This is a genomic window from Actinosynnema sp. NPDC053489 (genome assembly GCF_044544865.1).
Classification (GTDB): Bacteria; Actinomycetota; Actinomycetes; order Mycobacteriales; family Pseudonocardiaceae; genus Actinosynnema.
Genome location: NZ_JBITXT010000020.1, coordinates 89,389 through 112,252 on the forward strand (window position 1 = coordinate 89,389; position 22,864 = coordinate 112,252).

General features: G+C 72.6%; 17 protein-coding genes and 1 tRNA gene. 10 read left to right on the forward strand and 8 right to left on the reverse strand.

Annotation, left to right across the window (positions count from 1 at the left end):
- Positions 1 to 10: 10 nt before the first annotated feature.
- Positions 11 to 946, reverse strand: a complete 936-nt coding sequence (locus ACIGNX_RS32395; RefSeq protein WP_396544945.1) for a SurA N-terminal domain-containing protein — start codon at positions 944 to 946, stop codon at positions 11 to 13.
- Positions 947 to 959: 13 nt separating this feature from the next.
- A complete protein-coding gene (gene mfd, locus ACIGNX_RS32400; RefSeq protein WP_396544947.1) occupies positions 960 to 4,523 on the reverse strand; it encodes a transcription-repair coupling factor in 3,564 nt (1,187 codons plus the stop codon).
- A gap of 189 nt (positions 4,524 to 4,712) precedes the next feature.
- On the opposite strand from mfd, the gene ACIGNX_RS32405 reads away from it, so the two are divergent.
- Complete coding sequence (locus ACIGNX_RS32405; protein WP_396544949.1) at positions 4,713 to 5,855, forward strand: PQQ-dependent sugar dehydrogenase; 1,143 nt, start codon at positions 4,713 to 4,715, stop codon at positions 5,853 to 5,855.
- Between the two features lie 170 nt (positions 5,856 to 6,025).
- Here ACIGNX_RS32405 and ACIGNX_RS32410 read toward each other — a convergent pair whose 3' ends face one another.
- The gene (locus ACIGNX_RS32410) at positions 6,026 to 6,619 is read right to left on the reverse strand and encodes a TetR/AcrR family transcriptional regulator (RefSeq protein WP_053719425.1); all 594 of its coding nucleotides are present in this window, start codon (positions 6,617 to 6,619) and stop codon (positions 6,026 to 6,028) included.
- 115 nt (positions 6,620 to 6,734) lie between these two features.
- Positions 6,735 to 7,691 (reverse strand): acyl-CoA desaturase, encoded by a 957-nt coding sequence (locus ACIGNX_RS32415; RefSeq protein WP_396544951.1) that lies wholly within the window; start codon positions 7,689 to 7,691, stop codon positions 6,735 to 6,737.
- A 155-nt stretch (positions 7,692 to 7,846) separates the two neighbouring features.
- On the opposite strand from ACIGNX_RS32415, the gene ACIGNX_RS32420 reads away from it, so the two are divergent.
- The 8 genes from ACIGNX_RS32420 (at position 7,847) to pth (ending at position 15,670) form a co-directional block, all read left to right on the forward strand.
- Positions 7,847 to 8,992, forward strand: coding sequence for an alpha/beta hydrolase family protein (locus tag ACIGNX_RS32420; RefSeq protein WP_396544953.1), 1,146 nt, complete (start codon positions 7,847 to 7,849; stop codon positions 8,990 to 8,992).
- 306 nt (positions 8,993 to 9,298) lie between these two features.
- A tRNA-Gln gene (locus ACIGNX_RS32425) sits at positions 9,299 to 9,369 on the forward strand.
- A gap of 92 nt (positions 9,370 to 9,461) precedes the next feature.
- Positions 9,462 to 11,108, forward strand: a complete 1,647-nt coding sequence (locus ACIGNX_RS32430; protein WP_396544955.1) for a GGDEF domain-containing protein — start codon at positions 9,462 to 9,464, stop codon at positions 11,106 to 11,108.
- A 68-nt stretch (positions 11,109 to 11,176) separates the two neighbouring features.
- On the forward strand, positions 11,177 to 12,655 hold the full coding sequence (glmU, locus tag ACIGNX_RS32435) for a bifunctional UDP-N-acetylglucosamine diphosphorylase/glucosamine-1-phosphate N-acetyltransferase GlmU (protein ID WP_396544957.1): 1,479 nt from the start codon (positions 11,177 to 11,179) through the stop codon (positions 12,653 to 12,655).
- 13 nt (positions 12,656 to 12,668) lie between these two features.
- A complete protein-coding gene (locus ACIGNX_RS32440) occupies positions 12,669 to 13,640 on the forward strand; it encodes a ribose-phosphate diphosphokinase (protein ID WP_396544991.1) in 972 nt (323 codons plus the stop codon).
- A 294-nt stretch (positions 13,641 to 13,934) separates the two neighbouring features.
- Positions 13,935 to 14,540 (forward strand): 50S ribosomal protein L25/general stress protein Ctc, encoded by a 606-nt coding sequence (locus ACIGNX_RS32445; protein ID WP_396544959.1) that lies wholly within the window; start codon positions 13,935 to 13,937, stop codon positions 14,538 to 14,540.
- Between the two features lie 58 nt (positions 14,541 to 14,598).
- The gene (locus ACIGNX_RS32450) at positions 14,599 to 15,111 is read left to right on the forward strand and encodes a DivIVA domain-containing protein (protein WP_396544960.1); all 513 of its coding nucleotides are present in this window, start codon (positions 14,599 to 14,601) and stop codon (positions 15,109 to 15,111) included.
- Positions 15,101 to 15,670 carry an aminoacyl-tRNA hydrolase gene (gene pth / locus ACIGNX_RS32455; RefSeq protein ID WP_396544962.1) on the forward strand — a complete coding sequence of 190 codons (570 nt, stop codon included), beginning with the start codon at positions 15,101 to 15,103 and terminating at the stop codon, positions 15,668 to 15,670. Before ACIGNX_RS32450 ends, pth begins: the two co-directional genes overlap by 11 nt.
- Positions 15,671 to 15,733: 63 nt before the next feature.
- Here pth and ACIGNX_RS32460 read toward each other — a convergent pair whose 3' ends face one another.
- On the reverse strand, positions 15,734 to 17,383 hold the full coding sequence (locus tag ACIGNX_RS32460; protein ID WP_396544964.1) for a fatty acyl-AMP ligase: 1,650 nt from the start codon (positions 17,381 to 17,383) through the stop codon (positions 15,734 to 15,736).
- Positions 17,384 to 17,490: 107 nt separating this feature from the next.
- On the opposite strand from ACIGNX_RS32460, the gene ACIGNX_RS32465 reads away from it, so the two are divergent.
- Positions 17,491 to 18,774 (forward strand): DivIVA domain-containing protein, encoded by a 1,284-nt coding sequence (locus tag ACIGNX_RS32465; RefSeq protein WP_396544966.1) that lies wholly within the window; start codon positions 17,491 to 17,493, stop codon positions 18,772 to 18,774.
- A 157-nt stretch (positions 18,775 to 18,931) separates the two neighbouring features.
- On the opposite strand, the gene ACIGNX_RS32470 is transcribed toward ACIGNX_RS32465, so the two are convergent.
- From ACIGNX_RS32470 to ACIGNX_RS32480, 3 genes are all read right to left on the reverse strand, one after another.
- Positions 18,932 to 20,701, reverse strand: coding sequence for an ABC-F family ATP-binding cassette domain-containing protein (locus ACIGNX_RS32470; RefSeq protein WP_396544968.1), 1,770 nt, complete (start codon positions 20,699 to 20,701; stop codon positions 18,932 to 18,934).
- Positions 20,702 to 20,790: 89 nt separating this feature from the next.
- Positions 20,791 to 21,756: a 4-(cytidine 5'-diphospho)-2-C-methyl-D-erythritol kinase gene (locus ACIGNX_RS32475; protein WP_396544970.1), complete on the reverse strand. Its 966-nt coding sequence runs from the start codon at positions 21,754 to 21,756 to the stop codon at positions 20,791 to 20,793.
- A 276-nt stretch (positions 21,757 to 22,032) separates the two neighbouring features.
- Entirely contained in the window at positions 22,033 to 22,839 is an 807-nt protein-coding gene (locus tag ACIGNX_RS32480) for a MetQ/NlpA family ABC transporter substrate-binding protein (RefSeq protein WP_396544972.1), read from the reverse strand.
- Between the last annotated feature and the right edge of the window lie 25 nt (positions 22,840 to 22,864).

Here is a 22,864-nt window from a genome sequence, read left to right on the forward strand (position 1 = left end):
ACGACCACGGTCACGGCGAGGTCTGCCGGACCGTCGCCTGGTAGCCGGTCAGCTCGCCCTCGCTGGGCGCGAGGGCGATGGCGGTGCCGTCCCACACGCCGTACCGGGGGTTGACCTGGATCTTCGGCTCGCCCGCCAGGGTGTGCACGAGGCGCAGGCCGACCTGCTCCAGCAGCTGCGGCGTCAGCTGCTCGGTGGACGACTCGCCGGACGGCCGCACGTCGGTCCTGCGGTCGGTCACGTGGGCCACGATCCACTGGGCGCTGCTCGGGTCCGGCGCGAACGCCACCACCGTGCCCGCCGGGACGCCGAACAGCGGCGACTGGGCGGCCTGCGGCGACTCGGCCGACCGCACCCGCTGGCCCTCCTTGGACAGGCTCTGCCCCTGGTTGCCCGCGGGCGCGCCCGCCACGAACTCGGCCATCTTCGCCGGGTTCGCCGCCACCTGCTTGGCCTTGTCGACGGCCTCGGCGTTGTCCTTGGCGAAGAAGTAGTCGAACGTGACTTCCATCCGGTCCACGTACTTGCGGGCCAGCTCGACCAGCAGGAGCTGGTCGCGGGCGCGCTCGCGGAACGTCTGCGCGTCGTACACGGTGTTCTTGGAGGCCAGTTCCGCGCCGCCGGCCTGCTCGACCGACCGGGTCACGGCCTCCTCGGACACGGACACGCCCTCGCGCCGGGCCGCCTGCTCGATCAGCTCGTGCTGCACGCCCAGGGTCACCAGCTGCCGGGCGACCTGGTCGAGCTTGCGCTGGTCGTGCAGCTTCTGGGCCTCGGGCTCCTTCTTGAGCACGACGTCCAGCCGCTGCTGCACCTGCTCCAGCGGCAGCACCGCGTCGCCGACGATCGCGGCCGAGCCGACGTGGCCCGGTCCGGAGCCGCAGCCCGCGACCAGGAGTGCCACCGCCGCGCCGATCAGGGTGAAGCGCCTCTGCACAGTCCTCACGAGCAGTACCTTCTCACGTCCTCGTGACGCCGCTCACGGGAGTCCCCGCCAAGGACTCCAGGAAGTGCGCGCACCAATCCAGCAGCTCCTGGTCGCGCAGCTGCGGTGCGCCCATCCGGCCGCCGGCCGCGCCCTCGGTCGGCCGCGGCACGCTGACCGTGCGGGCGGCCTGCTTGTGGACCGCCTTGGGGAACAGCCGGCGCAGCCGCACCAGCTGGCTGTCCATCAGGTCCAGCGGCGCGAACCGGATCGTCGCGCCCTGCGTGGCGACCTCCGTGACGCCGTGCGCGCGGCACGTCTGCCGGAACCGGGCCACCGCGAGCAGCCGTTCGACGGGCAGCGGCGGGGCGCCGTAGCGGTCCTTCAGCTCGTCCCACACGGCCTGCAGCGCCTCCCCGTCGGCCGCCGCGGCGATCTTGCGGTACGCCTCCAGGCGCAGCCGCTCGCCGGGCACGTAGTCGTGCGGGATGTGCGCGTCGACGGGCAGGTCGACCCGGACCTCGGCCAGCTCCTCCTCGCCGTCGCCGTCCGCGCCCGCGTGCTTGCGGAACGCCTCGACGGCCTCGCCGACCAGCCGCACGTACAGGTCGAAGCCGACGCCCGCGATGTGGCCGGACTGCTCCGCGCCGAGGATGTTGCCCGCGCCGCGGATCTCCAGGTCCTTCATGGCCACGGCCATGCCCGCGCCCAGCTCGGTGTTCTGCGCGATCGTGGCCAGCCGGTCGTGCGCGGTCTCGGTCAGCGGCGCCTCGGGCGGGTACAGGAAGTAGGCGTAGCCGCGTTCCCGGCCGCGGCCGACGCGCCCGCGCAGCTGGTGCAGCTGGGCCAGGCCGAGCAGGTCGCCGCGCTCCACGATGAGGGTGTTGGCGTTGGAGATGTCCAGGCCGGTTTCGACGATCGTGGTGCACACGAGCACGTCGTACTCGTTCTCCCAGAACCCCTGGATGACCTTCTCCAGCTTGTCCTCGTTCATCTGGCCGTGCGCGGTGATCACCCGGGCCTCGGGGACCAGCTCGCGCAGGTGCCGGGCGGCGCGCTCGATCGAGGACACGCGGTTGTGCACGTAGAACACCTGGCCGTCGCGCAGCAGCTCGCGGCGGATGGCGGCGGCGACCTGCTTGTCGTCGTACGCGCCGACGTAGGTCAGGATCGGGTGCCGCTCCTCGGGCGGGGTGAGGATGGTCGACATCTCGCGGATGCCCGCCAGCGACATCTCCAGCGTGCGCGGGATGGGCGTGGCCGACATCGTGAGCACGTCCACGTGCGTGCGCAGCGCCTTGATGTGCTCCTTGTGCTCGACGCCGAACCGCTGCTCCTCGTCCACGATGACCAGGCCGAGGTCCTTGTAGCGCAGGCTCTTCTGCAGCAGCCGGTGCGTGCCGATGACGATGTCCACCTCGCCCTCGGCCAGGCCGGAGATCGTCCGCTCGGCCTCGTGCGGGTCGGTGAACCGGGACAGGCCCTTGATCGTCACCGGGAACGCGCGCATCCGCTCGGTGAACGTGTTGAGGTGCTGCTGGGCCAGCAGCGTCGTCGGCACCAGCACCACGACCTGCTTGCCGTCCTGCACCGCCTTGAACGCCGCCCGCACCGCGATCTCGGTCTTGCCGTAGCCCACGTCGCCGCAGATCACCCGGTCCATCGGGACCGTGCGCTCCATGTCGGCCTTCACCTCGTCGATCGCCGCCATCTGGTCGACGGTCTCGGTGAACGGGAACGCGTCCTCCAGCTCCCGCTGCCACGGCGTGTCCGGCGCGAACGCGTGCCCCGGTGCGGCCTGGCGGGCGGCGTAGAGCTGGACCAGCTCGGCCGCGATCTGCTTGACCGCCTTGCGGGCCTTGGCCTTGGTGTTCTTCCAGTCGCTGCCGCCGAGCTTGTTCAGCGTGGGCAGCTCGCCGCCGACGTAGCGCGACACCTCGTCGAGCTGGTCGGTCGGCACGAACAGCCGGTCGCCGGGCTGGCCGCGCTTGCTGGAGCCGTACTCCAGGACCAGGTACTCGCGGGTCGCGCCCGCCACCGTGCGCTGCACCATCTCGACGTACTTGCCGATGCCGTGCTGCTCGTGCACGACGTAGTCGCCCGCCTTGAGCGCCAGCGGGTCCACGGCGTTGCGGCGGCGGCTGGGCATGCGGCGCATGTCCTTGGTGGACGTGCCGTGCCGCCCGCCCGTCAGGTCGGTCTCGGTGAGCACGACCAGCGCCAGCTCGGGCAGCGAGAAGCCGTCCTCCAGCGCGCCGCGCACCACCGTGACCGCGCCCTGCCTCGGCGCGGTGTCGAGCGCGTCGCGCAGCACGACGGCGACGTCGGCCTCGCGCAGCTGCTCGGTGGCGCGCTGGGCCGTGCCCGCGCCGGGGACGACGAGCACCGCCGTGCCGCCGGAGACCGTGTGCGCGCGCAGGTCGGCGAACGCCCGGTCGATGTCGCCCTGGTAGGCCTCGACCTGCTTGAGGTCCAGCCGGACGACGTCCTCGTGCTCCGTGGTGAGCTGGCTGAGCGTCCACCAGGGCCGGCCCTTGGCGCGGGCGGCCGCGGCGACCTCGGAGAGGCCGCGGTAGGCGGACGCGCCCAGGTCGATGGGCGCCTTGCCGCCGCCGGCCGCGGCCATCCACGACGCCTCCAGGAACTCCTGGCCGGTGCGCACGAGGTCCTGGGCGCGGGCGCGGATCTTCTCCGGGTCGTTGAGCACGACGTGGGTGCCGGCGGGCACGACGTCGGTGAGCAGTTGCAGCTCGCCCTCGCACAGGGCCGGGATCAGGGCCTCCATGCCCTCCGACGGGATGCCGGCGGCGATCTTGTCCAGCATCTCGTGCAGGTGCGCGTCGGCCGCGTGCTCCCCGGCCAGTGCCGCCGCCTTGGCCCGGACCTGCTCGGTGAGCAGCAGCTCGCGGCACGGCGGCGCGGTGAACGAGGCCACCTCGCGCGGCAGCGAGCGCTGGTCGGCGACGGCGAACGGGCGGATCTCGCTGACCTCGTCGCCCCAGAACTCGACCCGCAGCGGGTGCTCCGCGGTGGGCGGGAAGACGTCCAGGATGCCGCCGCGCACGGCGAACTCGCCGCGCTTCTCGACCATGTCCACGCGGGTGTAGGCGAGCCCGGTCAGGTCGGGTGCCAGCGACTCGAAGTCGTGCTCGGAGCCGACGGCCAGGTGCAGCGGCTCCAGGTCGCCCAGGCCCGGTGCCATCGGCTGGATCAGGCTGCGGACGGTCGTGATCACGACCTTGAGGGGGTTGTCGCCGGGGTGGGCCAGGCGGCGCAGCACCTCCAGGCGCGCGCCGACCGTGTCGGCCCTCGGCGACAGCCGCTCGTGCGGCAGCGTCTCCCAGGACGGGAACAGCGCCACCTGCTCGTGGCCGATGAGGTCGCACAGCACGGCCCGCAGCTCGTCGGCCTCGCGGCCGGTCGCCGTGACCGCGAGGACGGGCGCGCTGTTCGCCAGGGCCGCCGCGACCAGCGGGCGTGCCGCGGGCGGTCCCTCCAGTTCCAGGTCGGGCACGCCGACCGAGTCGGCGAGGGCGCGCAGCGCCTTGTCGGGCAGGACGGCGGTGAGCAGGCCGGACAGCGGGCCGGGCTGGGGCATTGCGGTGGCTCCCCGGGGGGTCGAACGCGGACAGACCCCTGCCCGGGACCGAACGTCCACCGGAGGGGTTCTCGGCACCCAGCCTACGGCCCTGCCGGACGGGGTGCCCCGTGATTTCGGCCGACCTCCGGTGGCCGGTTCCGTTCGGGTGAACGTCGAGCACACACGGGTGACGTCATGCTGGGTGACATGCGACGGTTTGTCGGGTTCGCCGCAGTGCTGGCCGCCGCGCTGGCCGCCGGGTCCGCGTGCACCGCGGGGGGCTCCGGGGGCAGCGCGCCCTCCGCGCAGGCCCCCGGCGGGCTCCGGGTCGAGGTGGTGGCGTCCGGGCTGACCCACCCGTGGGACGTGGGGTTCCTGCCCGACGGGCGGATGCTCGTGCCGCAGCGGCCGGGGCGGATCGCCCTCGTCACGGCGGACGGGGAGGTGAGCGACGTCGAGGCCGACCTCGGTGACGTGGCGGCGCGGGGCGAGGGCGGGTTGATGAGCCTGGTCGTGCACCCGGACTTCGCGACCAGCCACCGGTTCACCACGTGCTTCAACACCGCCTCGGACGTGCGGCTGGTGACGTGGGAGCTGACCGGGTCCGCGGCGACGCGGGTGAAGGACCCGCTGCTGGCGGGGCTGCCGACGGCGGAGGGCGGACGCCACTCGGGGTGCCGGATGGCGCTCGACCGGGACGGCAACCTGCTGGTCGGCACCGGGGACACCGCGCGGGCGACCGTGTCGCAGGACCGGTCGAGCCTCGGCGGGAAGGTGCTGCGGGTCGACCTGGCGACCGGGGAGGGCGTGGCCGGCAACCCGTTCGGGGACCGGATCTACACCTACGGGCACCGCAACGTGCAGGGCGTGGCCGTGCGGCAGGACGGGATGGTGTTCACCGCCGAGCACGGGCCGGACGTGGACGACGAGGTGAACGTGCTGAGGGCCGGCGGGAACTACGGGTGGGACCCGTCGCGGGGCGGGACGGTCGGCGGGTACGACGAGGACGTGCCGATGACGGACCTGGAGCGGTTCCCGGACGCCGTGCCGGCGGTGTGGTCGTCGGGGGACCCGACGGAGGCGATCTGCGACGCGGCGTTCCTGGCGGGCGAGCAGTGGGGGTCGTTGAACGGCGTGCTGGCCGTGACGGCGTTGAAGGGGTCCAAGCTCCTGCTGTTCACCGTGACCCAGGAGGGCGGCGTGCACTCGGTCGCCATCCCGCCCGCGCTGGACGGCACCCACGGCCGCCTGCGCGGCGCCGAACAGGGCCCCGACGGCGCCCTCTACCTGACCACCTCGAACGGCACCAACGACCAAATCCTCCGCCTGACCGCGAGAGTCCTACGTTGAGACCGCGAGAGTCCTACGCCCAGCTCGCGAGAGTCCTACGTCCAGGCACCCCGAATTCAACGCTCACGACGGCGGCGGGGTGCCTGAGCGTTGAACTCGGGGCTGCTGAACGTAGGACTCTCGAAGCCCGAACGTAGGACTCTCGCGCGCTGAAGGTAGGACTCTCGAGGTCAGCGGGTGCGGAGGCGGGGTTTGTGGTCCATGTGGGACAGGCCCTTCCAGGCCAGGTTGACCAGGTGGGCGGCGACCTCGTCCTTCTTCGGCTTGCGGACCTCCAGCCACCACTGGCCGGTCAACGCCACCATGCCCACCAGCGCCTGCGAGTACAGGGCCGCCAGCTTCCGGTCGTAGCCCTGCCGCGAGAAGTGCAGCCCCAGGATCGACTCCACCTGGGACGCGATGTCGTTCAGCAACGACGAGAACGTGCCGGTCGACGACGCCACGGGCGAGTCGCGCACCAGGATGCGGAAGCCGTCCGTCGAGCCCTCGATGTAGTCCAGCAACGCGCACGCCGCCTGCTCCAGCAGCTCACGCGGGTGCCCGCCGGACAGGGCGTTCACGATGTGGTCCATCAGGTACTGCATCTCGCGGTCCACGACGACCGCGTAGATGCCCTCCTTGCCACCGAAGTGCTCGTACACCACGGGCTTGGACACGCCCGCCCGGTGCGCGATCTCCTCGATGGAGGTGACCTCGAAGCCCTTCTCGGCGAACAACGCCCTGGCCACGTCGAGCAACTGCTCGCGCCGCTCCTTGCCCGTCATCCGCACGCGCGGCACCGGTGTTTCGTCGCCGCGCCGTCTCCCCGCCACCCAGACCACCCTAAACACCCGCCCCCCGCGCCGGGACGCGAGGGGCAGGTGGGTCGTTAGCCGCGGACTACTTCTTGGCGCTGATGCGGGCCAGCCGCTGCTGGTTCGGCCACCGCACGTTGGTCGCCCAGCCGAACTTCTCGAACAGCCAGATCAGCCGCGCGGACGTGTCGATCTGACCGCGCTTGACGCCGTGCCGCGCGCACGTGGGGTCGGCGTGGTGCAGGTTGTGCCACGACTCGCCGAAGCTCAGGATCGCCAGCGCCCACACGTTCGCCGAGCGGTCGCGCGCCGCGAACGGCCGGTCGCCGACCATGTGGCAGATCGAGTTGACCGACCAGGTCACGTGGTGCAGGAACGCCACCCGCACGAGGCCGGCCCAGAAGAACGCCGACAGCGCGCCGGCCCACGACATGGTGATCAGGCCGCCCAGCGCGGCGGGCGCGAGCAGGCTGATCGTGGTCCACAGCCAGAACAGGTTGTCGACGCGGACCAGGTCCTTGTCGGCGAGCAGGTCCGGGGCGAAGCGCTGCGCGTTGGTCTTGTCCCGCTCGAACAGCCAGCCCATGTGGGCGTGCCAGAAGCCCTTGGCCAGCGCGACCGGGCCGCTGCCGAACAGCCACGGCGAGTGCGGGTCGCCCTCGCGGTCGGAGAACGCGTGGTGGCGGCGGTGGTCGGCGACCCAGACGATGACCGGGCCCTGCAGCGCCATGCTGCCCGCGATGGCCAGGCCGATCTTGAGGGCCCGGTTGGCCTTGAACGAGCCGTGCGTGAAGTACCGGTGGTAGCCGATCGTCACGCCGAGGCCGGCCAGGTAGTAGAAGGCGACGAACAGCGCGACGTCGACCCAGCCCAGACCCCAGCCCCAGGCGAACGGAACGGCCGCGAGCAGAGCCAGGAACGGCACGATGACGAACACGTACACGCCCAACTGCTCGACGTGGCCTCGTCGCCCCTCGATCATCGGCTTGGGTCCGCGATCCGGACCTTGCGGCGTGGACCTGCTCTCCAGGGTGCTGGTCATACATGTACCTCGTTGTGTATCGGGGACTACCTACGGAACCGTAACTTACGGCAGCGTAGGTTAGGTCGCCCTCGTGTCGCCATAGTCCGGACCGAACTCACGGCGTGTTCTCAGGAAGTCGGGCGTGTCGATCAGCGCGGGCGCATGATGCGGTGATGGCATCGTCGAACGTTCGCGGGCGACGCCGCCGGCGGATCGCACTGGTCACGTTCGCGGTGGTGTTGTTGCTGCTCATCGGGGCTCTGCTGGGGTTTGGCTGGTACTACAGCGGCCAGCTCCTCGACCCCTCGAAAGCGCGCCCCGGCTATGGCGACACGGTCGCGTCGTCGGCGTCGGGGACCGTCTCGCTGGAGGACTCCCGCGTGGCGGCTTTGCCGGGCACGTGGGGGCTGGTGTGGCCGGGCGGCGGTGCGAAGGTCGGCCCGGTGACCCACCGGTCGGAGGGCGTGGTGGTGCGCGAGCTGCAGGGCCAGGCTCCCCCGGACGGCACGCGGGTGCGGCTGGAGACGGCGGTCTGGAGCACCGACCCCGGCACGGCGCACGACCTGGAGTACACCGACGTGCGGGTCCCCACCGAGCTGGGTGACGCGGCGGCGTGGCTGGTACCCGCGCCGTCCGACACGTGGGTCGTCGCGGTGCACGGCCGGGGTGGGACGAGGGCCGAGGCGCTGCGGGTCATGCCTGCCTTGCACACCCTGGGACTACCCGTTCTGGCCGTGACCTACCGCAACGACGAGAACGCGCCGCGGTCCCCCGACGGCCTCTACCACCTGGGCGACACGGAGTGGCGCGACGTGGAGGCGGCCGTGCGGTACGCCCGCGGGCACGGCGCGCGCCAGGTCGTGCTGTACGGGTGGTCGATGGGCGGCGCGATCGTCGGCCAGTTCCTCGGCCGGTCGGCGGACGCGGGGTCGGTGGCCGCCGTCGTGCTCGACGCGCCCGTGGTGAGCTGGACGAAGACGCTGGAGCTGCAGTCGCGCAACCGGGGCGTGCCCGAGCAGCTGGTGCCGGTGGCGGAGCTGGTGTCGGACTGGCGGGCCGACCTGGACTTCGACCGGTTCGACCTGGTGGAGCACCCGCCCGCGCACCGGCCGCCGACGCTGCTGTTCCACGGCGACGCGGACGGGACCGTGCCCGTGCAGGCGTCCCGCGACCTGGCCGCCGCGGCGGGCCGGATCGACTGGCCGCTGCGGTACGTCGAGGTGCCGAAGGCCGAGCACACGGCGTCCTGGAACGTCGACCCGGAGTCCTACGACCGCGCGCTGACGGCGTTCCTCGGCTCGATCGACACGATCCAGTGAGAGCAGGTCTGCCCAATCGTGCCTAGTCGACTACGTAAAGTAGTTAACACGATGATTGTTTCGCCCGAAATCGTGTCGCACAGGGGTCGCACGCACCCCGCTCACGGCCGCCGAACGCCACCCGGAAGCACCCGGCGGTTCACCAAGACGTGACACAGAACACGTCAGACATTGCCCTGACCTGCATGAACACACACCGTCATGATCGGATTACGAAGAGGTTGCCGCCACTTGAGTGGTGGTGCTGACCTACCCGGGGGACTCGTGACAACATGTGTTCGCGCGGTCGGGGCGAGCCCCGGCCGTTCCGCCATGGTGTAAAGGCAGCACCTCGGATTTTGGTTCCGATGGTCCAGGTTCGAATCCTGGTGGCGGAGCGAGGAGGCCGGGCCACGAAGGTCCCGGCCGCCCTGCGTCTGCATGGGGGTGTGAGTCGCTGCGCGAGGAAGCGGTCGACGAGCAGGACAACGTGGGGCCCTCGCTCCACGAGATGTCCGACGCGTGGCTGGTCGGCCGCGCGAGTGAGCTCGTGGCCGTGGCCCAGAGCAGCCACCTCGCCGACCAGCTCGACGCCGCGCACGAGGTCGACCGCATCCTGGCCGAGGCGCAGGGCCGCGGCGAGCCCCGGATCGTCGGCCAGCTCCTGCGCGCGGCGGCCGTGGTCCGGATCGTCACGCCCGGCCTGGTCGACCTCTCCGACTCCGTGCTGGACGAGATGCTCGCGCACTGCCGCCGGCACGGCCTGCTGGTGCTGGAGGCCGAGGCGCACGCCCTGCGCGGTCGCCGCTACCTGCTCGGCGGCTTCGAGGACCGGGCGCTGACCGAGGTCGCCAGCGGCCTGGCCATGCTGGAGGAGGACCTCACCCCCGACCCGGTGCTGGACAAGCGCACGTGGGACCGGCTGCTGGCCTCGGCGCTGCAGTCGACCGGGCTCGTGCTCACCCAGCTCGGCGTGTACGAGATGGCCGACGAGGTGCTGGCCCGCGCGCACAACGCGATCCGCGACAGCGCCAACCCCCACCAGATCTACGTGCACCTGGTCAACCGCGCCCGCCTGCTCATCGGCTGGGGCCTGCGGCTGGAGCGGGTGGACAACTTCGACGAGGCCGCCGAGCGGTTCGCCACCGCCTCGGCCATCGCCACCGCCGTCGAGGGGCCGTTCCGCGAGTCGCTGCACCCCGGTCGGCGCGACCGCGCCGCCGCCGAGCAGGTGCCCGTGATCGGCGCGGCGCACGCGCTGGCCAAGCCGGGCGCGGAGCACATCGCGCGGCTGTGGAGCCTGCGCGAGCTGGCCATGTACGCCCGCGAGCTGATCATCGTGTCCATCGCGCTGGCCCGGTGCCTGGAGATGGAGGAGCTGCCGCAGCAGGCGTTGCAGGTGCTGCACGACGCCCGCGACCGGCTGGAGCACGACACCTCCGAGCCCACCCTGCTGCTGTGCCTGACCCGCGAGTACGCCCGCATGTCCGGCCCGCACGGCGAGCGCACGATCTCGGCGCTGCAGACCTACGCCAACGCGCTGGAGGTCGAGCTGTGGCTGATGCAGGAGGCGCGCACCGCCACCCTGCTCACCCGCCGCGACCACGAACGGCTGACGCGCGCGCACGGCGCGATCGCCCGGCAGGCGTTGCAGGACCCCCTGACCGGGCTGCCCAACCGGCGCGCGCTGGACGACCGGCTCGCCGCGCTGATCAACGCCCAGACCCACCCGATGTCCATCGCGCTGGTCGACCTCGACGGGTTCAAGGTCGTCAACGACAAGCACTCGCACGCCGAGGGCGACGACGTCCTGCGCGTGATTGCGAGCACACTGCGCCAGGCGCTGCGGGGTGACGACCTGGTGGCCCGCTACGGCGGCGACGAGTTCGTCGTGCTGCTGCCCGGTGCCCCCCTGCACGCCGCCGAGGCGGCTCTCGGCCGGGCCGTGGAAGCCGTCGCCGGACTGCCTTCCGACCTGTCCAGGGGCGTGACGCTGTCGGTCGGCGTGATCTCCGTGCGGCCCCGCGAGGCGGCGCACGCGGCGCTCGCCCGGGCCGACTCGGCGATGTACGCCGCGAAGCGGCGAGGTGGCTGCCAGGTTGCGGCCGTGGAGGGCGAGCCCTCCTCGGAGGCTTAGTATCGGCACCTGGCGGGAAGCCAGGTCCCCTCCCGCTGAACGCACGCACTCAGCTAGGGAGAGCGCTGATGCTCGAGGGTGTCCCCACCCCAGTCAGCACGATCGTCCTCGCAGCGGGTGAAGGCACCCGCATGCGCTCAGCCACCCCGAAGGTGTTGCACCGCATCGCGGGGCGTTCCCTGGTGGAGCACGCCGTGCGCGCCGCCGCCGGGACGGAACCCGACCACCTCGCGGTCGTCGTCGGCCACGGCCGCGCGGCGGTCGCCGAGCACCTCGACGCCCTGTCCACCGCGCTGGACCGCAAGGTCACCGTGGCGGTGCAGGAGGAGCAGAAGGGCACCGGGCACGCGGTCGGCTGCGGCCTGGCCGAACTGCCCGCCGACCTCGGCGGCACGGTCGTCGTGACCTACGGCGACGTGCCGCTGCTGGACGCCGACGCGCTGCGCGCGCTGCTGGCCGAGCACGGCGACCGCGGCAACGCCGTCACCGTGCTGACCGCCGTGGTGGCCGACCCGACCGGCTACGGCCGGATCGTGCGGTCCGCGGACGGCTCGGTCGAGGCCATCGTGGAGCAGAAGGACGCCACGCCGGAGCAGCGGGCGATCACCGAGATCAACTCCGGGGTGTACGCGTTCGACGCGGCCGTGCTGCGCGACGGGCTGTCCCGGCTGTCCACCGACAACGCGCAGGGCGAGCTGTACCTGACCGACGTGCTGACCATCGCGCGCGGCGACGGCCGGCGCGTGGGCGCGCTGGTGACGTCGGACCCGTGGCTGGTCGAGGGCGTGAACGACCGGGTGCAGCTGGCCCGGCTCGGCGCGGAGCTGAACCGCAGGCTGGTCGAGCGGGCCATGCGCTCGGGCGTGACCGTGGTCGACCCGGCCACCACCTGGCTGGACGCCGACGTGCGGCTGGGCCGTGACGTCGTGATCGAGCCGAACGTGCAGCTCAAGGCCGGTACCTCGGTCGACGAGGGCGCGGTCGTCGGTCCGGACACCACGCTGTCGGCGTGCGCGGTCGGGCCGGGCGCGACGGTGGTGCGCACGCACGGGACCGGCTCGGAGATCGGCCCCGGCGCGTCCGTCGGGCCGTTCGCCTACCTGCGGCCGGGCACCCGGCTCGGCGAGGGCGGCAAGATCGGGACCTTCGTGGAGACGAAGAACTCCGAGATCGGCGCGGGCAGCAAGGTGCCCCACCTGAGCTACATCGGCGACGCCACCATCGGCGAGCACTCCAACATCGGCGCGGCCAGCGTCACCGTGAACTACGACGGCGTGAACAAGCACCGCACCACGATCGGGTCCTTCTGCCGCACCGGATCGGACAACATGTTCGTCGCGCCGGTCACCGTCGGCGACGGCGCGTACACCGGTGCGGGGACCGTGGTGCGGCGCGACGTGCCGCCCGGCGCGCTGGCCGTGTCCGGCGGGCCGCAGCGCAACCTGGACGGCTGGGTGGTGTCCCGCAGGGCGGGCACGGCTTCGGCCGAAGCGGCGCAGCGCGCCCTGACGCCCGAGAATGCAGGCACAACCGATGAAGGGCGCTGACGTGAACCCCACGATGGCCGGGACACCCAAGAAGAACCTGATGCTCTTCGGCGGGCGCGCCTACCCGGAGCTGACCGAGCAGGTGGCCAAGCACCTGAACGTGTCGGTGACCCCGCAGTCGGCGTACGACTTCGCCAACGGCGAGATCTTCGTGCGGTTCGAGGAGAGCGTGCGCGGCTGCGACGCGTTCGTCATCCAGTCGCACTGCGCCCCCATCAACCAGTGGCTGATGGAGCAGCTGATCATGGTGGACGCGCTGAAGCGGGCCTCCGCGAAGCGCATCACCGTGATCATGCCGTTCTACCCCTACGCGCGGCAGGACAAGAAGCACCGCGGCCGCGAGCCGATCTCCGCGCGCCTGGTCGCGGACCTGTTCAAGACCGCGGGCGCGGACCGGCTGGTGGCCGTCGACCTGCACACCGCGCAGATCCAGGGCTTCTTCGACGGCCCGGTGGACCACCTCTGGGCCATGCCGCTGCTGGCCGAGCACATCAAGGACAAGTACGCCGACCGCGAGATCACCGTGGTCTCCCCCGACGCCGGCCGCACCAAGCTGGCGGAGAAGTGGGCGGACACCCTCGGCGGCTCGCCGATCGCGTTCATCCACAAGACCCGCGACCCGCTGCGGCCGAACGAGGTCGTCGCCAACCGGGTGGTCGGCCAGGTCGAGGGCCGGCTGTGCGTCGTCATCGACGACATGATCGACACCGGCGGCACGATCACCAAGGCGGTGGAGCAGCTGCTGGCCCAGGGCGCGTCGGACGTCGTCATCGCGGCCACGCACCCGGTCCTGTCCGGCCCGGCGATCGAGCGGCTGCGCGACTGCGGCGCGCGGGAGGTCGTGTTCACCGACACCCTCCCGATCCCGGCCGAGAAGCGGTTCGACGCCATGACCGTGCTCCCGATCGCGCCCCTGCTGGCCCGCGTGATCCAGGAGGTCTTCGAGGACGGCTCCGTGACGTCGCTGTTCGACGGCAACGCCTGACCGGCGCCGCGGCACCCGGCCCGGCACGCCTCCCCGGCGTGCCGGGCCGTCGCGTTTCGGGTGGTCGGGGGCGGGGAACCAACCCCCGATTAGGCCCTGTCCCGCGGATCGGCCTACACTGTTCAGGTTGCCTCGGCGAGGGCGAGCATCACGCTCGGCGTGATCGACGCGGCGGTTGTGATGCCGCGCGTGTTCACCCTCCGCGCCGCCCGCCGCCGCAGGCCAACCCCCGCTTCGCCCCGCCCGACGTACCCGCCGACGTTTACCAGGCCAGACCGTTAGGAGAGCCCCACCGTGTCCGAGGTCCGTCTCGCCGCAGAGCAGCGCACCGAGTTCGGCAAGGGCGCCGCCCGCCGCACCCGCCGCGCCGGCAAGATCCCCGCGGTGCTCTATGGCCACGGTTCCGACCCGAAGCACCTGGCCCTGCCGGCGCTGGAGTTCGCCCGTGTTGTCCGCGAGCACGGTCACAACGCAGTTCTCACCCTGGACATCGAGTCCTCGACCGAGCTGGCGCTGACCAAGACCGTCACCACGCACCCCATCAAGAACTACATCGAGCACGTCGACCTGCTGCTCGTGCAGCGGGGCGAGAAGGTCACCGTCGAGGTGCCGATCGTGCTGACCGGCGAGGCCGCCGCGTCGACCCTGCTGACCCAGGACCTCACCTCGGTCCAGGTCGAGGCCGACGCCCTGAACATCCCCGAGCAGGTGGAGCACTCCGTCGAGGGCCTGGAGGCCGGCGCCCAGGTGCACGCCTCCGACCTGGCCCTGCCCGCCGGCACCAGCCTGGTGACCGACGCGGACGCGCTCGTCCTCGCGGTGAACGCCGCGCCGACCGCCGCCGAGCTGGACGGCGACACCGGCGAGGCCACCGAGCCCGAGGCCACCGAAGAGGACTGAGCCCATCACGTCGGGCGACTCCCACGGCACGCCTCCCCCGCCGCACGGCTGGGGAGGCGTGCCGTCGCCGTTCCTGACGCCGGCGCAGGTGCGGGCCACCCGGTTCCCGCGCCGCCGGGGCAAGGGCTACGACCCGGCGCAGGTGGACGCGTTCGCGCTGCGCATCGCCGACGCGCTGGCCGGGCGGGTCGAGCTGCACCCCGACCGGGTGCGCGCGGTCGCGTTCACCGAGATCGCGGGCGGGTACGACCAGCGGGCCGTGGACGACTTCCTGGCCGCGTGCGAGCACCAGCTGCGGACCGGGCACGTGCCGCCGACGACATTGCGGACGGGCGAGGCGCTGCTGGCGGTGAAGCTGCCCCGCTCGACCGACGGCTACGATCGCGGCGAAGTCGACGCGTTCCTCGGCCGGGCCGCCGCGGCGCTGGACGACCGGGGGCGGATGACCTCCGGCGAGGTGCGCCACACCAGGTTCACCACCACGTCCGGGCTGCGCCGGGGCTACCAGGTGCGCGCGGTGGACGCCCTGTTGGACGAGCTTGAGCAGGAGTTGCGGTTCCGTGGTCGATGACGTCGCCCTGGTCGTCGGGCTGGGCAACTCCGGGCCCAAGTACGAGGGCAACCGGCACAACGCGGGCTTCCTGGTGCTGGACGAGCTCGCCGCGCGCGTGGGCGGGAAGTTCAAGGCGCACAAGGGCGGTGCCGAGGTCGTGGAGGGGCGGCTGGCCCGGCGGCGGGTCGTGCTGGCCAAGCCGCGCGGCTACATGAACACCTCCGGCGGGCCGGTGGCGGGCACGGCGAAGTTCTACAAGACCCCGCCGTCCTCGATCGTCGTCGTGCACGACGAGCTGGACCTGCCGTTCGGCGTGGTGCGGCTCAAGCTCGGCGGCGGGGACAACGGGCACAACGGGCTGCGGTCGATCACGAAGTCGTTGGGCACCAAGGACTATCACCGGGTGCGGTTCGGGGTGGACCGGCCGCCGGGTCGCATGGACCCGGCGGACTACGTCCTGCGCGACTTCTCCACCGTGGAGCGCAAGCAGCTGGCCCTGGAGCTGGACCGGGCGGCGGACGCCGTGGAGGCCCTGCTGGAACTGGGCCTGGAAGCCGCCCAGAACAGGTTCCACTGAGCACAGGTTCCACTGAGCACAGGTTCCACTGAGCACAGGTTCCACTGAGGACGGGTTCGTCCGTCAGCTCGCGGGGACCAGGGCCGCGGCGGCGGACCGGCGCAGCTTGCCCGACGGCGTCTTCGGCAGGCTGCCCGGCTTCAGCACGACCACCGAGAACGGCCGCAACCCCACCGCGTCCACCACCCGGGCGCTGATCTCCTTGCCCAGCCGGCGCACCTCGTCGTCCTCGCCGGCGAGCTTCGACTCGACCACCACGGCGAACCGCTCGCGCCGCGTGCCCGCGTCCAGCCGCACCGCCACCGCGTTCCCCGCGCGCACGCCCTCGACCGACGTGGCGGCCCGCTCGATGTCCGTGGGGTAGATGTTGCGCCCGCCCATGATGATCACGTCCTTGCGCCGGCCGCAGACGACGACCTGACCGTCCACCACGTACCCCTCGTCGCCGGTGTCCAGCCAGCCCTCGGCGTCCTGGGTGTCCCGCGGCCCGTCCACGGTGAGGTAGCCGGGCGTCACGGCCTCGCCGCGCACCCGCAGCTGACCGACCTCGCGCTCGCCCAGCACGGCACCCTCGCCGTCGACCACCCGCACCTCCAGCCCCGGCAGCGGCGGGCCAAGCAGCGGGAACGCCCGCGCGTTCGGGCTGTCCGGCGGCACGGGCACAGCCCGGTGACCCGCCTCCAGCTCCTCCGGGTCCACCCAGTCGACCGCCATGCCGGTGAACACCGGCGCGAACGCCACGCCCAGCGTCGTCTCCGCCATGCCGTACGCGCACAGCACGCACTCGGGGCGCAGCCCGAACCGCGCGCCCGCGTCGGTGAACATCCGCACGGCGGCCGGGTCGATGGGCTCGGCCCCGTTGAGCGCGATCCGCAGCGTCGACAGGTCGAACGCGCCGTCGTCCACGCCCTTCATGCGGCGGGCGGCGATGGCGTAGGCGAAGTTCGGCGCGGCCGTGATGGTGCCGCGGTAGCGGCTGATCAGGTCCGGCCAGAGCGTCGGCCGGCCGAGGAAGTCCACCGGGGTGACCTTCACCAGGTCGATGCCGAACAGCATGGGCACGGTCAGGAAGCCGACCATGCCCATGTCGTGGAACAGGGGCAGCCAGGAGACCATCCGGTCGGTCTCCGGGTCGAGCTCGGCGGCGACCTCCATGGCCTTGGCGTTGGACCACAGGTTGCCGTGCGTGATGCGGACGGCCTTCGGGTCGGCGGTCGAGCCGCTGGTGAGCTGGAGCAGCGCGGGCATGTCCTCGGTGACGTCGACGGGTGCCGCCAGCGGCTCGCCGTCCAGCTCGGCCAGCCTGCGGTAGGCGACGCCGTTCTCGTCCAGCACGCCCGACAGCGCGTCGAACGGCGCGCCGAGCAGCACCAGCTTCGCGCCGATCATCGTGAGCACGCGCAGCGTGTCGCCGGCCCACTCGGCCAGGTCCGTGCGGGCCGTCGGCTGGTGCAGCATGGTCGTGCTGCCGCCGGCGAGCCACACCGCCTGCACGGCCGGCGCGATCTCGGCCGGGTCGCCCGCGAGGACGGCGACCGACTCACCGCGGGCCACCCCGCCGGCCACGAGCGCCCCCGCCACGCGGGTGGCCCGCTCGTGCACCTCCGCCCACGACCGGCGGGTCGGAGCGTTCGGCTCCCCCGTGGTCATGCCCCGCGTCCGTCCCCCGGCACCCGAAGCGGTTGCCACCATCGTGTCCACGAACCGGCTCATGCCCGTCAGAGTAGAGCGATCTTCCGGCGCATTGAGCCGATAGGGCGAGACATTGGACCCGACATCCGGCGATACTCCCCGGTACACCACACGAAGGAGGTAATCGGGTGGCCGCGTTCGACGCTCGTCAGCACCTGCCGGCACATCCGGCGCCGCTGTTGGGCGCGCAGGACCTGCGGCAGGTCGCCTTCCACCGCCCGCCGCCCGGCCAACCGGGGTACGACGAGGTCCAGGTGGACGCGTTCCTGGACCGCGTCGAGGCGACGCTGCTCGGCCGCGCCGACGTGACCGAGGAGGAGGTGCGCCGGGTCCGGTTCAGACCCGCGCGGCCCGGCTACTACGCGGCCGAGGTGGACGCGTTCATGGACCTGGTGGCGGAGACGCTCGGGTCCACGCCGCAGCGGCGGCAGGCGACCGCGCCCGCGCAGGGCGCGCACGCCACGTCGACGGGGATGCGTCCGGCGGCGGCCCGGTTGACCCCGCAGGACGTGCGCGGGGTGCGGTTCCACAAGCCGAGGCCGGGCAACCGCGGGTACCACGAGGGCGAGATCGACGCGTTCCTCGACCGGATCGAGGACACCCTGGCGGGCCGCGACCACCTGACCGCCCGCGAGGTGCAGGACCAGGAGTTCGGCTACGCCCCGCCGGGCCAGGTGGGGTACGACGAGGACGACGTGGACACGTTCCTCGACCTGGTCGTGGTGACGCTGGAGCGGATGCCCGCGCCACCCCGCCCCGCGCGCCCACTCACCCCTGCCGCGCCCGCCGGGTCGGTCACCCCTGTCGGATCGGCCGCCGCACCGACCGTCACACCCGCCTCGCCGCCCGTTCGGCCGCGCCCGGGCCCGGGCACGCGCCCGTTGACCGCCCGCGACGTCCGCACCGCCGCGTTCGGCAAACCGCCGCGCGGTCGGCGTGGCTACCACGAGGCGCAGGTGGACAAGTTCCTCGACCGGATCGAGAACACGCTGCTCGGGCAGGACGACCTGACCGCCCGGGAGGTGCGCGAGGTGCGGTTCAGCCGGCCCATGTTCGGGCGGCGCGGGTACGACGAGACGGAGGTGGACGCGTTCCTGGCGCGGGTGGAGAAGCAGTTGGGCGACGGTCCCCTGCGGCCGAGCGCGCTGCCGCCGATCACGTCGTGGAAGCAGCTGCGGTCGATCAAGATCCCGTTGGCGGGGCCGGCGCAGCGCGGTTACCGGACGTCCCAGGTGGACCGGGTGCTGGAGGAGATCGGCGTCGCGCTGGACGGCATGGTCGGCGCGTCGGCGGCGGAGGTGGAGCGGACGAGGTTCGCCACGTCGCTGCTGGCGGGCCAGGGCTACGACTGCGCCTTCGTCGACGAACTGCTGCCCCTGCTGGCCGCCGAACTCCGCCGCCGCACCCCCTGACCCGCGAGAGTCCTACGTTCAGGTCTCGAGAGTCCTACGTTCGCGCACCTCGAGTTCAACGCTCAGCGACGCCCGGCGCGATCCTGAGCGTTGAACTCACGTGCTCTGGACGTAGGACTCTCGCCGCCTGAACGTAGGACTCTCGCGCGGGCGGGGGTCAGGGTTCGGCGGTCTCGGCGGCGGTCAGCCACTGGGACTCGACGTCCTCGGCCTCGGCCAGCACGGCCTTCAGCTCCGCGTCCAGCGCCATCAGCCGCTCCGGGTCGGTGGCCGCCTCCGCCAGCGCCGCGTGCAGCTGCGCCTCCTTCTTCTGCAACGCCTCCAGCCGGCGTTCCAGCCGGGCCAGCTCCTTGCGCGCCGCACGCTGGTCGGCCGCCGACGACGGCCCGGACGCGGGCTTCGCGGCCGGCGCGCCCACCGCCTCCTTCTGCCGGTCGCGCCGCCGCAGGTACTCCTCGATGCCGCCGGGCAGGTCGGTCAGCCCGCCGTCGCCGAACAGCGCCACCACCTTGTCGCACACCCGCTCCACGAGGTACCGGTCGTGCGAGATCACCACGAGCGTGCCCGGCCACGAGTCGAGCAGGTCCTCCAGCTGCTGCAACGTGTCGATGTCCAGGTCGTTGGTGGGCTCGTCGAGCAGCAGCACGTTCGGCTCGGCCATCAGCAGCCGGCACAGCTGCAACCGCCGCCGCTCGCCGCCGGACAGGTCGCCCACCGGCGTCCACTGCTTCTGCGACGAGAACCCGAACCGCTCGGCCAGCTGCGACGCCGACATCTCCTGCTTGCCCAGCACGACCCGCCGCGCGACCTCCTCCACGGCCTCCAGCACCCGCATCGACCCGTCGAGGTCGTGCAGCTCCTGGCTGAGGTGCGCGAGCTTCACGGTCTGCCCCTGGACGCGCGTGCCGCCCTCCAGCTCCCGCTCCCCGGCCAACGCCTTGAGCAGCGTCGTCTTCCCCGAGCCGTTCACGCCGACGATGCCGATCCGGTCGCCGGGCCCGATCCGCCACGTCAGGTCGCGCACCAGCACCCGGTCGGGCACGGTCAGCGTCACGTCCTCCAGCTCCAGCACCGTGCGCCCCAGCCGCCGCTTGGCGAACGCCAGCAGCTCCACCGAGTCGCGCGGGGCCGGCACGTCGGAGATCAACGCCTCGGCGGCCTCGATCCGGTAGCGCGGCTTGGACGTGCGGGCCGGCGCGCCGCGGCGCAGCCACGCCAGCTCCTTGCGGGCCAGGTTGCGGCGCTTCTCCTCGATCGCGTCGGCCAGTCGGGCCCGCTCGGCGCGGGCGAAGATCCAGTCCGCGTAACCGCCCTCGTACTGCTCGACGCGGCCGCCGACGACCTCCCACGTGCGGCTGCACACCGTGTCCAGGAACCACCGGTCGTGCGTCACCACGACGAGTGCCGTGCGCCGGGCCAGCAGGTGCTCGGCCAGCCACCGCACGCCCTCGACGTCGAGGTGGTTGGTCGGCTCGTCCAGCACGACCAGGTCGAGGTCCTGCACGAGCGCCGCGGCCAGCGCCACGCGCCGCCGCTCGCCGCCGGACATCGTGGCGACCGGCGAGTCCAGCCCGAACCCGGTGATGCCGAGGCCGTCCAGGATCGACCGCACGCGCGCGTCGGCGGCCCACTCGTGCTCCGAGGTGAACCCCAGCGGGTCGATGACGGCGTTGCGGACCGTCGACCCCTCCGGCAGCTCGGTGCGCTGCGTGACCACCGCCATGCGCAGCCCGCGGTTCTGGCTGACGCGCCCCTCGTCCGGTTCGGCGAGCCCGGCCAGCACCTCGAGCAGCGTCGTCTTGCCGCCGCCGTTGAGGCCGACGACGCCGATGCGGTCGCCCTCACCGACGCCGAGGGACACGCCGTCGAGCAGCGGACGCACGCCGAACGACTTGGAGACGTTCTCCAAGTTGACCAGGTTGGCCATGTACCAGCACCTTCATCGGGATCGGGGGTGACAACGCGGTACGCCAGCCTAGTCGCGCCCCGCCGGCCCGCCGACCTCGGACGGGCGGGTCAGGCGTGCACCTCGGGCGGCGTCGGCCGGGTCGGCTCCTCGGTGCCGACGACGCGGGCGCCGTGCACCGGGCCCTGCGCGACCCGGACGGTCCGGCAGACGCCCGCGCCCGCGAGCTCGGCGGCCACCCGGACGGCCGAGTCGCCGTCCGTGCAGAGGAACGCGCAGGTGGGGCCCGAGCCGGACACCATGCCGGCCAACGCGCCCGCGTTCACGCCCGCGCGCAGCGTGCGGCGCAGGTTCGGGCGCAGGGACACGGCGGCGGCCTGCAGGTCGTTGCCCAGCAGGAGGGCGAGCTGGCGCGGGTCGCCGGAGGCCAGCCCCTCCAGGACGGCTTCGGCCTCGCCCACGCGGGGCGGGTCGCCCTCGGCGCGCAACCGGTCCAGCTCGTCGAACACCTCGGGGGTGGCCAGGCCGCGCCGGTCGAACGCCAGGACCCAGTGGAACGTGTGGCGGGACAGCACGGGCACGATCCGGTCGCCGCGGTCGGTGCCGAGCGCCGTGCCGCCGTAGAGGGCGAACGGGACGTCCGCGCCGATCCCGCCCGCGAGGTCGGCCAGCTCGTCGCGGTTGATCTCCAACCGCCACAGCGAGGCCAGGCCGACGAGCGTGGCGGCGGCGTCCGCGCTGCCACCGGCCATGCCGCCGGCGACCGGGATGGACTTGCGGATGACGACGCGGACCTTCGGGTCCTCGGGGTCGCGGCCGACGTGCTGGGCGAGCACCCGCACCGCCCGCCAGGCCAGGTTGGACGCCCCGGTCGGCACCGAGTCCGCGCCCTCGCCGTGCACCTCGACGCCGGGGTCCTCGGCGATGGCGACGGTGACCTCGTCGGTCAGGGACAGGGCCTGGAAGATCGTCACCAGGTCGTGGTAGCCGTCCGCGCGGAGGTCGCCCACGGCCAGGTGCAGGTTGACCTTGGCCGGGACGCGGACGGTGACCGGTGGTGGGACGACTGCGAGCACGCCATGCAGCCTACGGGCGTTTTCGGGTGGTTCGCGCCAACCGACCCCTGACCTGCGGCGGAAGGGACGCCGTGCCGGTGCCGACGGGCCGCGGGGCGGGCGTGCGGCGGGCACGGCGCAGCCGCCCCGGCCGGTCGGCCGGGGCGGCTGGGCGTTGAACTCGGGGGTCCTGGGTGTAGGACTCTCGGGTCCTGGACGTAGGACTCACGCGACGCGAGCGTAGGACTCACGCGACGCGAGGGGACGACTCACGCGACGTGAGGGGGCGGCTCTCGGTCAGACCGGGAGGACGGAGCCCGAGAAGGTCTGCTTGATGTAGTCCTTGACCTCCTGCGACTGGAGCAGCGCCAGCAGGTCCTTGATCCGCTGGTCGTCCTTCAGCTCGGCCCGCGTGACCAGGCCGTTCGCGTTCGGGTTGCCCTCCGCCTTCTCCAGCACCAGGGCGTCGGACGCGGGCTTGAGGCCGGCGTCGATCGCGTAGTTGCCGTTCACCACGGACGCGTCGGTGTCGTCCAGCGAGCGGGGCAGCTGGGCGGCCTCCAGCTCGACGAACTCCAGGTTGCGCGGGTTCTCCGCGATGTCCCGGATGGTCGCCGTCTTCTCCGCGCCCGCCTTGACCTTGATCAGCCCGTTGTCCTGGAGCAGCTTCAGGCCGCGCGCCTCGTTGGTGGCGTCGTTCGCCACGGCCACGCGCGCGCCGGACGGCAGGTCGGCCAGCGACTTGTGCTTCTTCGAGTACACGCCCAGCGGCTCGATGTGCACCGGCCCGATCCACTCCAGCTTCGCGCCGCTCTCGGTCTTGAACGTGTCGAGGTACGGCACGGTCTGGAAGTAGTTCGCGTCCAGCGACCCGTCGACCAGCGCCGTGTTCGGCTGCACGTAGTCGGTGAACTCCACGACCTCGATCTTGAGGCCCTTCGACGCGGCGAGGTTGTCCGCGACGTACTGGAGCACCTGGGCGTGCGGGACGGGGCTCACGCCGACCTTGAGGGGCGCGTTCGGGTCGGACGCGGCCCCCTTGTCGGCACTACCGCAGCCCACCGCGGTCAGCAGCACGGCCAGCAGGGCAGCACGAATGCGCATTTCATTCCTTAGGTGAGGGAGGGGA